Source organism: Calothrix sp. 336/3 (genome assembly GCF_000734895.2).
GTDB lineage: Bacteria > Cyanobacteriota > Cyanobacteriia > Cyanobacteriales > Nostocaceae > 336-3.
The window spans coordinates 691,544-704,568 of record NZ_CP011382.1; the positions used below are offsets into that span (position 1 = coordinate 691,544).

Sequence of the window (13,025 nt, forward strand, 5' to 3'; positions counted from 1 at the left end):
AACAGGTTAAATTGAACTTGGTTGAGAACTTCACAGAAAAATTCACAACTGTGAAGCCACAAAGCTTAATTAAGTCTGCATAAATAATTATGGCTCTTTGGTAATCGATATGCTAAATCTACATAATCAAAAGCTCAAACCGTTTGCTCTACAAGAAACATCAGTTTTTTATTCAAGTTTTAGAGCTTTTCCGCGCTTGAGAAGCTTTCACCCAATTTGATAGTAGATTTTGAGTTTGAATTAATAGTTTGGCATAACACATACTGAAGAACCTTAATTATCAGTGGTTTGTATAGGACTGATGTTTGATTTTTGTATAAAATCTTGCGATACCGTGCATTTCAGAACGGAGCTTATACCGTCAAAATCCCTGAAACTGTGCGTTATTCTGTCGCTAATATACCCTATCTATAGATTTAAAAATCAATTAGCAATTCTATATTTGCATTATGTTTGAGGTCAGGAAAAACCTAATAAATACCTTACACATTTTGCTTCAAAACCTATAAATAAAACCTCTAAAACTATTGAGTGATAGCGATGGCAATTAAAGAACAACCAAATCTCAACCCTTCCCGCCTGTTCGGTAATATTTTTCTGGCGCTGTCAGCTTTGTTCTTGTTCATAAATTTCATATTACCTTTCTTCTTAGGTCCTCAGATTCCTGGTGTTCCCTATAGTCTGTTTATCCATCAGGTGCAGGTAGGGGAAGTTGAGCGAGTACAAATTGGTCAAAACCAGATTCAATTTCAATTAAAAACAGTTGATGAAACAGCTGGACAAGTATTTTCTACTACACCTATCTTTGATTTGGGATTACCCAAATTGTTAGAAGAGAAGGGTATTGAATTTGCAGCAGCGCCTTTGCCGAAGAATGCATGGCTTGGAAATGTTTTGGGTTGGGTGATTCCACCATTAATCTTTGTAGCAATTTGGCAGTTTTTTGTCAGGCGGAGTGGTGGCGGACCCCAAGGTGTTCTCTCCATTGGTAAGAGCAAAGCCAAAGTTTATGTAGAAGGAGAGTCTGGCAAAATTACCTTTGCAGATGTAGCTGGGGTAGAGGAAGCTAAGACTGAGTTAGTTGAGGTGGTAGATTTTCTCAAGACTCCAGCACGCTATACCCAAATTGGGGCACGAATTCCCAAGGGAGTGTTACTTGTCGGACCACCAGGGACAGGTAAAACCTTGCTGGCAAAAGCCGTGGCTGGAGAAGCAGGTGTGCCGTTTTTTAGTATCTCTGGCTCGGAATTTGTAGAACTTTTTGTGGGTGTGGGTTCTTCACGAGTCCGTGATTTGTTTGAGCAGGCAAAGAAACAGGCTCCCTGCATCGTGTTCATTGATGAACTGGACGCGATCGGCAAGTCTCGCAGCAGTGGTGGGTTCTACGGCGGCAATGATGAGCGGGAACAGACACTCAACCAGTTGCTAGCAGAGATGGACGGGTTTTCCGTGGAAGATGCCACAGTGATTGTGCTGGCAGCTACAAATCGCCCGGAAGTATTAGACCCGGCTCTGTTGCGTCCTGGTAGATTTGACCGTCAAGTGTTGGTCGATCGCCCGGAATTATCGGGACGAGAAGCAATTCTCAAAATCCATGCGCGGAAAGTCAAGCTGGGTGAGGATGTGAATCTGAAGGCGATCGCCACTCGTACTCCTGGTTTTGCTGGGGCAGACTTGGCTAACCTGGTAAATGAAGCGGCTCTGTTAGCAGCCCGCAATCAACGGCAAACAGTGGCACAGTCAGATTTTGCGGAAGCGATCGAGCGAGTTGTGGCAGGTTTAGAAAAGAAAAGCCGTGTCCTCAACGAGAAGGAAAAGAAAATTGTCGCTTACCACGAAGTTGGTCATGCTTTAGTCGGTTCTCTGATGACTACAAGTGGTCGAGTTGAGAAGATTTCTATTGTACCAAGGGGTATGGCAGCACTAGGTTATACGCTGCAACTGCCAACAGAGGATCGGTTTCTCATAGACGAAGCCGAATTGCGGGGTCAAATTGCTACCTTGCTTGGTGGGCGTTCAGCTGAAGAGATTGTGTTTAACAGTATTACTACGGGTGCAGCCAATGATTTGCAAAGAGCAACAGATTTAGCAGAGCGAATGGTGACTACCTACGGAATGAGTAAAATCTTGGGACCCCAGGCATACCAACAGGGACAACAACCCATGTTCCTGGGTGATGGTATGTCCAATCCCCGTCGGATGATGAGTGAGGAAACAGCGCAGGCAATTGATCGCGAAGTGAAGGAGATTGTAGAGACGGCTCACCAACAAGCTTTGGATACACTCAAGCTCAACCGTGACTTACTGGAGGCGATCGCCACTCAACTCTTAGAGACAGAAGTGATTGAGGGTGAGAAACTGCACAGTTTGCTGAGTCAAGTTCAAGCCGTAAACAATTTAACCATTTCAGATAAACCTAATTTACATCTTTCAGGAGTTAACTTATGAGTATTATTACAAAGATGATTGTCAATGCAGATGCGGAGGTTCGCTATTTTACTCCTGGAGAAATGGAGCAAATTAAGATATTTGTTCAAAGTAGCGATCGCCGTCTGCATCTGGTAAAAGCTTTAACCCAAAGTCGCGATCGCATTGTCAAAGAAGCTGCCAACCAACTATTTCAAAAAAGTCCACGTCTGGTTTCACCTGGTGGCAATGCTTATGGCAAAGAGATGACTGCCACCTGTTTGCGGGATATGGATTACTATCTGCGCTTGATTACCTACAGCGTTGCAGCAGGAGATACGACTCCAATTCAAGAGATCGGGATTGTGGGTGTTCGCCAAATGTACAGATCTTTGGGTACTCCCATTGATGCTGTTGCTGAAGGTGTTCGTGGAATGAAAAGTATCGCCATCTCGATGTTATCGGGGGAAGACGCTACGGAAGTTGGTGCTTATTTTGACTACCTAATTAATGCTCTCAATTAGACGATAGACATCAAGCAAAATTCATTACCTTACCCTATACCCTTGTAGAGATATTCCAGTGGAACGTCTCTAGTTTTTTTTGGAAGCCCTGGATAAAAATTAGGGTTTTTGGGTGGCGATAGCTAATTTTGCTCCTGGTACTTGACGCACCTGATCCATCACTGCCACCACTTGCCCATGCTCTACCTTAGTATCGGCATTAATTACTACTATTGGCTCCGAGTTACCACCAGCTAAGGATTGAATCTGGGCTTTGAGATTTTCTACCCTTGCAGGTTGCCGATTCACACTAATTTCTCCCCCTTCTTTCACCGTGACAGTAATCTTGGTGGGGACTTGCTGCTGTTTTGCCGATGCTGCTTTGGGCAAGTTCACAGGTAAACCCTCAGAACGAGTCAAAAACAGGGTAGACATGATAAAAAAGGTCAAAATCGCAAAAATCACGTCAATCATCGGCACAATATTAATCTGTGCTGGGATATCTGCATCATCTTGTAGACGCATAGGACTTTTCCTCCCCTCTCTCATAGCGACGACGGTAAAGTAACTCTAACTGCCCACCATATTCTTGAATCAAAGCAATCTGCCGTTGATACAATCCTCGAAAGGTATTGGCAAAGAGTAAGGTAAAAATTGCGACTATCAAGCCGGAAGCTGTAGATACCAGCGCTTCACTAATACCACCTGTTACCCCTGATGTTTTACTTGCCCCCACATCACCAATATTCAAAGATGCGAAGGAAGTAATCAAACCTAGCACTGTTCCTAACAAACCTAACAGGGGGGATAAACTAATAATGGTTTCAAAAATATTGTTGAAACGCTTGATTACGGGGATTTCTGCCTGCGCTTCACTTTCTAAAGCTAAACGAAATTCTTCCGGAGTTGGTTCTTCTAGCTCCAATGCTGCGAGAAAAATTCGGGCAATGGGTAAATCCGCATTTTGTTGTAACTTATCTAACGCACCAACCACATTATCCAGACGATAGAGGTTAAGTACTTCCCTCACAACCCGACTTTGGCGCTGGGTAATCCCGTACCAAAAGCTGATACGTTCCACTATCAATGCTACAGCAACAACGGAAAATACTAACAGGGGCCACATCACCACGCCACCTGCTGAAAATAGCCTATTCAGCATCATGATTTAGAGCCTTGATTTTTAAGCAATATCACACAACCAAAATATTAGCTGAAAAATAATCTCAGAAATTTTTTGCTTTGTTTTATTGATAAATTACGATGACTGAGAACCAATGTCAAGTATTGTAGAGATTTGCTGACAGTAATTGGCTAAAGCCTGAGTCTAGAAGCCTAGATTTTGAAGCCGAATCTAGCTTTTAATGATTTGAATTCATCTTTTTTACGACAGCTTGTCTTAGTTGACTTTTAAGACCTGCCATTCTAAGCTAGCAAGCACTGGTGAAAATTAGTAGCAATAACCTTATGAGTGTTTCTAGTATCGCTGAGTCGCAAAGAGAGCAAGAGATAAAATCCCTGAAAACATTTTTAGCTCTCAGTCTACTAGGTTCTTTTGTATTCCATATTGGTGTACTGGCTTCCGGGATTGGTAACTTTTTGGCAAGAACTCCCGACTTAGAAGAAGAACCCATAGAAATAACCTTTGTAGAACCGACACCGATAGAAACACAGCCACCAGTAGAAGCAAAATTAGAAAAGCAACCAGAAGTTAAACCGGAGATACGCAAGGAAGAGAAAGTAGTCGTTGCCACCCCTGAACCTATGCAGAAAGTCCAACCCTTGAAGGTGGAAAGGGTACAACCCGAAAAACCCAGGGAAGTCGAGAGGGTGGAAAGGGTGCAACCAGAAAAACCTGTGGAAAGAAATATTTCTAGGGAAATACAGAGGGAGAGAACTGTTGTCAATCCCAATCCTGTATCTGTGGCAAAACCCAACCCAGAGAACCCCAGCAGTGATAAGTTAGTGGGGAGACTGCGAGGTATCAGGGATAGCAGAGCAACACCGACGGATAATAGTAGTAGTAATGCGATTTCTCCACTGACTTCTAACTCTGGAAATGGGGTGACTGTAGAAAGTGGAAATGGGAATGGTAACGGTAACGGCAATAGTAATAACAATGGTGGCGATCGCCTAGGAATTCCTTCAGAACGTCGCTCACGGGGAATCATTTCCAGCGCACCCACCCAACCGAGAACCCCCAATATAGAAAGTGGCGAACCCTCCTCTCAACTCTCCTCTCCTCGTTCCGGAAATGGGCGAGCCGCCTGTCGGGAATGTAACACCAGCTACCCAGAGCAAGCCAGAAGACGCGGTGTGGAAGGTCGGGTAGAAGTAGCAGTAGATACCGACTCCCAGGGAAATGTGACGAATGTTCGTGTGACTAAATCCAGTGGTAGCGAAGAGTTAGATCGGGCACACGCAGAACAGGCAAGACGATGGAAATTAAAACCTTCGGAAAGCGGCAGACAGGGGGTAAATATTGCCACAGAATACGCCATCCAAGGTTCTCGCCGCCATCGAGAGGTTCGGGAGCGAAGACAACAACGTGAGGCAAGGGAAAGAACTAGGGAAGTGGCAACTGATACTAGTAATCAAAGGGAAGAAACACCCAGACGCAGACGTTTAGAAGCTTCCCTAAATAATTCCGAAGTTGCGACAACCAGACGCAGAAGACGTATTGAAACCACATCCGAGGAAACTCGCCGTTCTGTAGAACGTAGTCAAACCCCAGTCAGGGAGAGATTGTCACGGAGATTACGCAGAAATACAGAAGCCACCCGTGTTACACGCAGTGAGTCCACACCATCCACACCTATCCGCAGACGCAGGCGAGAAATTAACCAATCTAATTCAGATTCTGGCAACAGACTGAGAAACGCTTTGCGTCGTCGTCGAGAGCTTCCAACTGCTGCACCTGTCGCACCTGCTCCACCACAACCGGAATAAAGCACAATCGGGTTCAGTTAATGAGATTTGGTTTTTGAAACATAGCCTGGAACCCTTGATAAAGTGATCAACCGCTTCCTATATTGAGAAACTGTTATGATGAGGAAAAATCAGTATAATCTCTGAATATTCTTGTTAAGTTATGGAACCAGTAACCTTAACAGCCGTAGGAACTGCGATCGCTACTATAGTTTTAACTAAGGCTTTAGAAAAAACAGGCGAAAAGCTGGGAGAAGCTGCATTAGAAAAAAGTAACGAGTTAATCGCAAAGCTACGCCAGAAAAATAAAGTACCTTTGTTAGCGAATGCGCCAGAGGGAAACGTACAGGAAGCGTTAGATTATGGTCAAGCTGTGTTGGAGTTGAAAGCCGCAGCCGATACAGATACCGAAATTGCTCAATCGGTGCGGGAAGTAGAAGCAGCCGCAAATGCTGACCCCCAAGTAGCACCGAAAGTTCAGGCTTTAGCAAATGACCTCAACTCACAACCAGCAGGTGTGATCAATAATGCAAAGTTAGCTGAATCTATTGAAAAATTAGTTCAGGTGGGTACTAACTATGGTGGTATTCACATTTGACTAAAGTCGCCCGAACAGGAACGGGTAAAGTCAAATCCTGAAATACCGCAAAATTTACCCCTGAGTGGGGTAGTGAAATTTGTCGGACGTGATGAAGAACTGGAAGAACTCCATAAACTTTTGCAAGAAAATAACCAAGTAGCCATTGCAGCTATTTTGGGAATGGGTGGACTGGGTAAAACAGAACTCGCCTTGCAATATGCCATGACTCAGCGCGAAAACTACAAAGGTGGACTGTGCTGGTTACAGGCGAAAGTTGAGGATTTTGGCGTTCAAGTGGTGCAGTTTGCCAGAACTCAGCTTGATTTAAAGCCACCAGAAGATTTTGATTTACCTACACAAGTACAATACTGCTGGCGGAATTGGCGTGAGGGTAATGTGCTGCTGGTTGTGGATGATCTCACAGATTATCAGCAAATCAGACCTTACCTACAGGGCGCATCTTCCCGATTTAAAGTGTTGATGACTACCCGCAAAAAGTTGGGTGCAGGCATCAAGCAATTATCTTTAGATGTATTACAACCAGATGCAGCGTTGGAGTTGTTACGGTCTTTGCTGGCAGAAACACCAGGGCGAATTGAGAGAGAATTAGATGTAGCAAAACAGTTGTGCGAATGGCTGGGGTATTTGCCTTTGGGTTTAGAGTTGGTGGGGCGATATCTGGCGCGGAAACAGGATTTATCCCTCTCGAAAATGATGCAGCGTTTAGAGAAAAAGCGATTAGAACAAGATGCACTGGACAAGCCAGATGCTGATATGACAGCACAACGCGGAGTGCAAGCCGCCTTTGAGTTGAGTTGGGAGGACTTAGCAGAGGATGATCAGTTATTAGGCTGTGTACTCAGTTTATTTGCAACCGCACCCATACCCTGGAACTTAGTAGAACAGTGCCTACCAGACAAAGACGAGGAAGATTTAGAAAAAATTCGAGATAATAAGCTGCTGTATCTGCATCTACTCCAGCGCAAAGGTGAAGGAATTTATCAACTACATCCCCTACTGCGGGAATTTTTCCAATCTAAGTTTACAGGTTTAGAGCAAGCAGAGGAATTTAAGCGATCGTTTTGTCAGGTAATGGTAGCAGTTGCTAAAAAAATTCCTGAGACTCCTACCCTTGAAGAAATTAACGCTGTTTCCCTTGCCATACCACACATAGCTGAAGTAGCAAACAATCTCATTCAATATGTCAGTGATGAAGATTTAATTTGGCATTTCGTTGGCTTGGCTAACTTCTATGAGGGACAAGGGTTATATACCCAAGCCGAACCTTGGAGAAAACAGTGTTTATCAACAGTACAAAACCGCTTGGGAGACAATCACTCCGATGTCGCCTCCAGCCTTAACAATTTGGCATATCTCTACAATTCCCAAGGAAAGTACGATCAAGCCGAACCTTTGTTTTTCCAAGCTTTAGAACTCAGACAACGCCTGCTGGGAGAAAATCATCCCGATATCGCCTCCAGCCTTAACAATTTGGCATTACTCTACAATTCCCAAGGAAAGTACGATCAAGCCGAACCTTTGTTTTTCCAAGCTTTAGAACTCAGACAACGCCTGCTGGGAGAAAATCATCCCGATGTCGCCACCAGCCTTAACAACTTGGCATTACTCTACTATTCCCAAGGAAAGTACGATCAAGCCGAACCCCTGTTTCTCCAAGCGTTAGAACTCTATAAACGTCTGCTGGGAAACAATCATCCCCTTGTCGCCACCAGCCTCAACAACTTGGCATATCTCTACAATTCCCAAGGAAAGTACGACCAAGCCGAACCCCTGTTTCTCCAAGCTTTAGAACTCAGACAACGCCTGCTGGGAGACAATCATCCCCATTTCGCCCAAAGCCTTAACAACTTGGCATTACTCTATAATTCCCAAGGAAAGTACGACCAAGCTGAACCCTTGTTTCTCCAAGCTTTGAATATTTTAGAGCGAAGTTTAGGAGAGAATCATCCTAATACTGTGAGAGTGCGTGAGAATTTAGCAGATTTACGCGATCATCTCTAATGAGAACAGGAAAATTTACCTTTTCCAGCCTACGTGATTGTGGTTGAATTTAGTACACCCCTTTGTTTTGTGGCGAGAAAATGAGTCAAATTCAAGAAAAACACACTACTGCAATGGATTTGGCAGAAGCTGCGATAGTCGCCAAGCTTCGGGGTGACTTAGAACAAGCGTCCTTGCTTACCCGACAAGCATTTGAAAATGAACTAGCCGCAGCAGAATTAATTGTTAATCAATTAGATGCTGAACCCACTCGCTCGATTTTGCATCGTAGTGCGGCAACTCTGGCGATCGATTGTGGAGAGTTGAAAATAGCGGAACGTTTGATTGCAACAGCTTTATCTGGAAATCCTCCTGAAGAAATTGCCTCCCAATTGAAGGATTTGTTTATACAAATTAATTTACACCCTTACTTACAGCGTCGCGGCATAAATATTGATGACGAGCAAATAAGGGAATTCCAAATAAAAAAATAAACAATTGCTGTGTAAGCAGGGGAGCAGGGGAGCAGGGAGCAGGGAGCATTTTGGATTCCGCGTAGCGGTGGTGTAACGCAGGAATAAATGTCATGATATTGCTAGTACGTCAATACTGGAGATAAAACTACGGTTTACGCACGTCCCTTAGCAAGATTAATTGAGCAGTTACAACGCTTGCCGGGAGTTGGTCCAAAAACTGCTCAGAGATTAGCATTACATATTCTCAAGCGTCCTGAAGCGGAAATTGAAGCTTTAGCACAGGCTTTAATTGATGCTAAACAACAAATCGGTTTGTGTCAGGTTTGTTTTCATCTATCTGCCGAACCTGTATGTGAAATTTGCCGTAATCCTAGCCGCGATCGCAGTACTATGTGCGTAGTGGCAGACTCCCGTGACTTAATAGCTCTAGAGAAAACCAGAGAATTCAAAGGTAAATATCACGTTTTAGGTGGAGTCATCTCCCCAATCGATGGTATTGGTCCAGAACAGTTGACAATTCAAGCATTAGTCAGACGGGTGAGCAAGGAACAACCCAGGGAAGTAATACTAGCAATTACTCCCAGCGTGGAAGGGGAAACCACCACCTTATATATAGGTCAATTATTAAAACCCTTTACCAAAGTGACTCGCATCGCCTTTGGTTTACCAGTGGGTGGTGATTTAGAATATGCAGATGAGATAACTTTGGCACGAGCTTTGGAAGGAAGACGGGAATTAGATTAGGGATTAGTCAACACCTTTACAGGTAAGACTTCCTCTAAACCTTGCTCCCCTACCAATCGTTGATAATGCTCGCGATCGCGGTATTTCAAAATTCTCATCGGTTGATTGCCGGCGATCGCCAAGGGTTCAACATCCCGACTCACAACCGTACCTGCTGCAATAATTGCCCCATCCCCAATTGTCACCCCCGGAACAATCAGAACATTACTACCAATCCACACATTCCGACCAACAATGACGGGTTTATGAATATAAACATTATGCTCGTAGGGCAAAGCATTACTCTGATAATCGTGGTTTGCAGATAAAATCACCACGTTACAACCAAGAGTCGTATTATCTCCAATGGTAATCCCACCACGACCATCTAACAAAACATTGGGACCAACATAAATTTTCTCTCCCAGAGATACATTTTCTGGATGCTCAATGCGCAACTCCCGTTTAAACCGCACACCCACACCACAAAACTTCAATCGTCCTTTGATTTGTTGATGTTGATAGCGTCTAATCTTACCTTGCCACTCCTCCAACCACTGCACTAAACGCGGTATCAAAAGTTGCTCGAATTTATGGGCAATTTTATGACGAATTCCTCTCATAGATTTTTCTCAAGATATTATTCATATATTAATTGTTACTTAAATTTAGCCAGACATTACGGATGTTGTGTCAGTGAATACCCTGCTTTTCTGAATTGCTGGCAATATTTTTTACCACTGTCTTGATTCTGCCTTCTACCCTCGATATTGGTGCAGGTTGTTTTCCCTTGTCAATAAATACTTGGTAGCCTTATAATAAGCGAGCTAAGTAATTTATCTCGAATTTCATGAAAAGATTAACGGTTAAGCAAAGAAACTGGTTGTTATCTTTCCATATCGCTTTTGGGGGAATTTGGTTAGGAACTGCATTATGTATGGTGTTACTTGCTTGGAATAATCGTTACACCAGCAATGGAGATGAGCTATATACAATCAATCGCATATTAAAATTGCTCGATGATTTTGTGATTATCCCCGCAGCCAACTTATCCTTACTAACTGGTGGTTTATTATGCTGGTTAACCGCTTGGGGATTTTTCAAACATTACTGGGTAATTACAAAGTGGGTAGCAACCATCACTCTGATTACAGTTGGTACCATTTGGTTAGGACCTTGGGTCAACGCCATGACCGCAATTTCCGCAACAGATAGGATAAAAGCACTACAAAATCCCTTGTATGTATTTGATAACCAGGGAGTTTTCTATGGTGGAATGGTGCAAACTGCTTTTGTATTGGCAATTGTGGTGATTTCCGTTGTCAAACCTTGGGGTAAGCGAAAAGTAAAACAGGAAGAACAGAAACCAGCGACAGTATCTGAGAGTTAAACCTGCTCACAAGTAATTTGAAATAAATACCATACAAAAAATATGGCAGAAATCAAGGGCAATTCCCTGTAGAGTTAGGGTATGCTGACGAGACTTTACAGGGATTTACCAATGGTAAGCAAACAATAGAAAAACTTAATCAGCGTTGAGAATTTTTGGTACTTTGAAAAACTCCCCTTCCTGTTCCGGTGCGCTTTGCAGAATTGCTTCCCGTTCGGGGTAGGGTTTTAAATCATCCCTACGGGTAATATTACTCACATCAATTGCTCGTGTAGTCGGTTCGACATTACTAACATCTAACTCATTCATTTGCTCAACGTAATCCAAGATACTCACCAACTGAGTAGTAAATTGCTCCTCTTCCTGGGAAGTCAATTGTAAACGTGCTAAGTGGGCGACTTTTTTTACTTGTTCGCGGTCAATCATGGGATATGGGTAATAAGTAATAGGTAATGGGTTTGACTAGCCACTACTGACTAAAAGAATATATCAACTTGCATTCTACCTGTGGTTTTTAACCAGTTTTGGGCTTCGATGTAGTTATTAGGAGCCATACGAATTGCTCGAATCCAATAGTCAGCAGCTTGATCTAACAGTGCTTCCCCTCCATCTGCATCACCCTCTTCCTTGGCTTTTTCACCTTGGTAATGATAAATCACAGCGATATTATTTAACGCTTGGGGAAGACGAGGATTTGACTCTATAGCTTGATGGTACAACTCTAAAGCTTTGGTATGGTCGCCGTTACTAGCATATATTAGCCCCATGTTGTAGAGAATATAACTGCGATCGTTGCTGTCTTGCTCCAATGTCAAAGCTTCATTGTAATAATCTAAAGCTTCTGCATACTCACCCTCGGTTTGCGCTGACATCCCATCCCGATAATAGACAAAAGCTTCCTTCGCTTTTTTGTTTGTCGGTAGCAGTTTGAGAATCAAATCTGCCATGACGGTAAAAGACTTATCGATAAAATTATCGTTTTTCTGGGTTCTTGGCATGACTTTGATGTAAATAAATGTAACTAAATGTTCTTATTTAGGGCTGTCATTGGCGATCGCCGCTTCGGGGGAGCGTAGCTCTATCGCCACTTCGGGGGAGCGTAGCTCTATCGCCACTTCGGGGGAGCGTAGCTCTATCGCCACAATTAACTATTACCCATTAGTTAATTTAACTGATTTATGCCTTAATTTTCCGTTCCCAAGGGTGCAATACAATCTGCACTATTATGTTTAGGGCTATTTACCAGTTTACTAACTGGATAAGCAATCATCTCGGAGGTGGGATAGGGCTGCAATAATGATTGGAGAGTCTCAAGACTTGTTATCTGGGGGTCTAACCAGAGAGAGTAATCCTCTGGGGGGATAATTACAGGCATCCGGTGATGCACTGGCTTTAATAATTCGTTAGCTTCCGTGGTAACTATGGTGCAAGAAAAGACCTCTTCCTGCGTTGGAGATGTCCACTTCTCCCATAATCCCGCAAAAGCAAAGGGTTGTTGTCCCGACAGATGAAAATAATAGGGTTGCTTTGTACCTGCTTGCCATTCATAGAACCCATCCGCAACTACTAAACAGCGACGACGCTGAAACGCAGTCCGAAAAGATGGTTTTTCTGTTAGGGTTTCCCCCCTAGCATTAATCAACCTTGTTCCGATAGTTCTGTCCTTTGCCCAAGCAGGTATTAACCCCCAACGTAAATATTTAAATTCTCGTTGATTATTATCTAAATTATACACAATTGCTAATAGCATTTGCGTAGGTGCAATATTATATTGTGGCGTAAAATTAACTGTTTTTGCTATTCCCAAAACCTGAGAAATAGTGACAGGACTTACACTTAAAGTGAATCTTCCACACATTCTTAATACCCCCTAATTGCGCTATACCAAACGTCAAAATTGAGATATAAATAATACACTTATGGCTTAATCGATTTTTTTCTGATTACAAATAATTCTGATATTTCTCAAAAAATATGTATTTATCAAAAAATGATTTCACAGATTCGTTTTCTTGAAC

The 13,025-nt window shown here is 43.1% G+C and carries 13 protein-coding genes and 1 pseudogene; 8 read left to right on the plus strand and 6 right to left on the minus strand.

Annotated features, from left to right (window positions below; all coding sequences use genetic code 11):
• The first annotated feature begins 540 nt into the window (after positions 1 to 540).
• Positions 541 to 2,448: an ATP-dependent zinc metalloprotease FtsH gene (gene ftsH4 / locus IJ00_RS02755; RefSeq protein ID WP_046814698.1), complete on the plus strand. Its 1,908-nt coding sequence runs from the start codon at positions 541 to 543 to the stop codon at positions 2,446 to 2,448.
• Positions 2,445 to 2,930, plus strand: a complete 486-nt coding sequence (locus tag IJ00_RS02760; RefSeq protein WP_035149845.1) for an allophycocyanin — start codon at positions 2,445 to 2,447, stop codon at positions 2,928 to 2,930. Before ftsH4 ends, IJ00_RS02760 begins: the two co-directional genes overlap by 4 nt.
• Positions 2,931 to 3,029: 99 nt before the next feature.
• Here IJ00_RS02760 and IJ00_RS02765 read toward each other — a convergent pair whose 3' ends face one another.
• Together IJ00_RS02765 and IJ00_RS02770 are read right to left on the minus strand one after the other, a co-directional pair.
• Positions 3,030 to 3,434, minus strand: coding sequence for a biopolymer transporter ExbD (locus tag IJ00_RS02765; RefSeq protein WP_035149847.1), 405 nt, complete (start codon positions 3,432 to 3,434; stop codon positions 3,030 to 3,032).
• Positions 3,418 to 4,074, minus strand: coding sequence for a MotA/TolQ/ExbB proton channel family protein (locus tag IJ00_RS02770; protein WP_082127243.1), 657 nt, complete (start codon positions 4,072 to 4,074; stop codon positions 3,418 to 3,420). The genes IJ00_RS02765 and IJ00_RS02770 overlap by 17 nt, the downstream gene beginning before the upstream one ends.
• Before the next feature lie 302 nt (positions 4,075 to 4,376).
• Here IJ00_RS02770 and IJ00_RS02775 point away from each other — a divergent pair, with 302 nt between their 5' ends.
• The 5 genes and pseudogenes from IJ00_RS02775 to recR form a co-directional block, all read left to right on the plus strand.
• The gene (locus tag IJ00_RS02775; RefSeq protein WP_035149852.1) at positions 4,377 to 5,858 is read left to right on the plus strand and encodes an energy transducer TonB; all 1,482 of its coding nucleotides are present in this window, start codon (positions 4,377 to 4,379) and stop codon (positions 5,856 to 5,858) included.
• Between the two features lie 142 nt (positions 5,859 to 6,000).
• On the plus strand, positions 6,001 to 6,435 hold the full coding sequence (locus IJ00_RS02780) for a hypothetical protein (protein ID WP_035149855.1): 435 nt from the start codon (positions 6,001 to 6,003) through the stop codon (positions 6,433 to 6,435).
• Positions 6,436 to 6,507: 72 nt separating this feature from the next.
• Complete coding sequence (locus IJ00_RS02785; RefSeq protein ID WP_035149857.1) at positions 6,508 to 8,439, plus strand: tetratricopeptide repeat protein; 1,932 nt, start codon at positions 6,508 to 6,510, stop codon at positions 8,437 to 8,439.
• Positions 8,440 to 8,519: 80 nt separating this feature from the next.
• Positions 8,520 to 8,912 carry a hypothetical protein gene (locus tag IJ00_RS02790; RefSeq protein ID WP_035149860.1) on the plus strand — a complete coding sequence of 131 codons (393 nt, stop codon included), beginning with the start codon at positions 8,520 to 8,522 and terminating at the stop codon, positions 8,910 to 8,912.
• A 129-nt stretch (positions 8,913 to 9,041) separates the two neighbouring features.
• A pseudogene (recR, locus tag IJ00_RS02795) lies at positions 9,042 to 9,638 on the plus strand (recombination mediator RecR); the annotation flags it as partial.
• Here the strand turns inward: recR and IJ00_RS02800 are convergent.
• Entirely contained in the window at positions 9,635 to 10,240 is a 606-nt protein-coding gene (locus IJ00_RS02800; protein WP_035149865.1) for a DapH/DapD/GlmU-related protein, read from the minus strand. The pseudogene recR and the gene IJ00_RS02800 overlap by 4 nt on opposite strands.
• A 227-nt stretch (positions 10,241 to 10,467) precedes the next feature.
• Here IJ00_RS02800 and IJ00_RS02805 point away from each other — a divergent pair, with 227 nt between their 5' ends.
• Positions 10,468 to 11,007 (plus strand): hypothetical protein, encoded by a 540-nt coding sequence (locus IJ00_RS02805; protein WP_035149867.1) that lies wholly within the window; start codon positions 10,468 to 10,470, stop codon positions 11,005 to 11,007.
• A gap of 135 nt (positions 11,008 to 11,142) precedes the next feature.
• On the opposite strand, the gene gatC is transcribed toward IJ00_RS02805, so the two are convergent.
• From gatC to IJ00_RS02820, 3 genes are all read right to left on the minus strand, one after another.
• The gene (gene gatC, locus IJ00_RS02810) at positions 11,143 to 11,433 is read right to left on the minus strand and encodes an Asp-tRNA(Asn)/Glu-tRNA(Gln) amidotransferase subunit GatC (RefSeq protein WP_035149869.1); all 291 of its coding nucleotides are present in this window, start codon (positions 11,431 to 11,433) and stop codon (positions 11,143 to 11,145) included.
• Positions 11,434 to 11,483: 50 nt separating this feature from the next.
• Positions 11,484 to 12,005 (minus strand): photosystem I assembly protein Ycf3, encoded by a 522-nt coding sequence (locus IJ00_RS02815; RefSeq protein WP_035149871.1) that lies wholly within the window; start codon positions 12,003 to 12,005, stop codon positions 11,484 to 11,486.
• Positions 12,006 to 12,190: 185 nt separating this feature from the next.
• Complete coding sequence (locus IJ00_RS02820) at positions 12,191 to 12,865, minus strand: SOS response-associated peptidase (protein ID WP_035149872.1); 675 nt, start codon at positions 12,863 to 12,865, stop codon at positions 12,191 to 12,193.
• Between the last annotated feature and the right edge of the window lie 160 nt (positions 12,866 to 13,025).

What these genes read in the sequence shown, in the direction of transcription:
- IJ00_RS02820 (WP_035149872.1), bottom strand. Translation starts at nt 12,865, where the DNA reads ATGTGTGGAAGATTCACTTTAAGTGTAAGTCCTGTCACTATTTCTCAG.
- IJ00_RS02780 (WP_035149855.1), top strand. Translation starts at nt 6,001, where the DNA reads ATGGAACCAGTAACCTTAACAGCCGTAGGAACTGCGATCGCTACTATA.
- IJ00_RS02765 (WP_035149847.1), bottom strand. Translation starts at nt 3,434, where the DNA reads ATGCGTCTACAAGATGATGCAGATATCCCAGCACAGATTAATATTGTG.
- gatC (WP_035149869.1), bottom strand. Translation starts at nt 11,433, where the DNA reads ATGATTGACCGCGAACAAGTAAAAAAAGTCGCCCACTTAGCACGTTTA.
- IJ00_RS02800 (WP_035149865.1), bottom strand. Translation starts at nt 10,240, where the DNA reads ATGAGAGGAATTCGTCATAAAATTGCCCATAAATTCGAGCAACTTTTG.
- IJ00_RS02775 (WP_035149852.1), top strand. Translation starts at nt 4,377, where the DNA reads ATGAGTGTTTCTAGTATCGCTGAGTCGCAAAGAGAGCAAGAGATAAAA.
- IJ00_RS02790 (WP_035149860.1), top strand. Translation starts at nt 8,520, where the DNA reads ATGAGTCAAATTCAAGAAAAACACACTACTGCAATGGATTTGGCAGAA.
- IJ00_RS02760 (WP_035149845.1), top strand. Translation starts at nt 2,445, where the DNA reads ATGAGTATTATTACAAAGATGATTGTCAATGCAGATGCGGAGGTTCGC.
- IJ00_RS02805 (WP_035149867.1), top strand. Translation starts at nt 10,468, where the DNA reads ATGAAAAGATTAACGGTTAAGCAAAGAAACTGGTTGTTATCTTTCCAT.
- IJ00_RS02770 (WP_082127243.1), bottom strand. Translation starts at nt 4,074, where the DNA reads ATGATGCTGAATAGGCTATTTTCAGCAGGTGGCGTGGTGATGTGGCCC.
- ftsH4 (WP_046814698.1), top strand. Translation starts at nt 541, where the DNA reads ATGGCAATTAAAGAACAACCAAATCTCAACCCTTCCCGCCTGTTCGGT.
- IJ00_RS02815 (WP_035149871.1), bottom strand. Translation starts at nt 12,005, where the DNA reads ATGCCAAGAACCCAGAAAAACGATAATTTTATCGATAAGTCTTTTACC.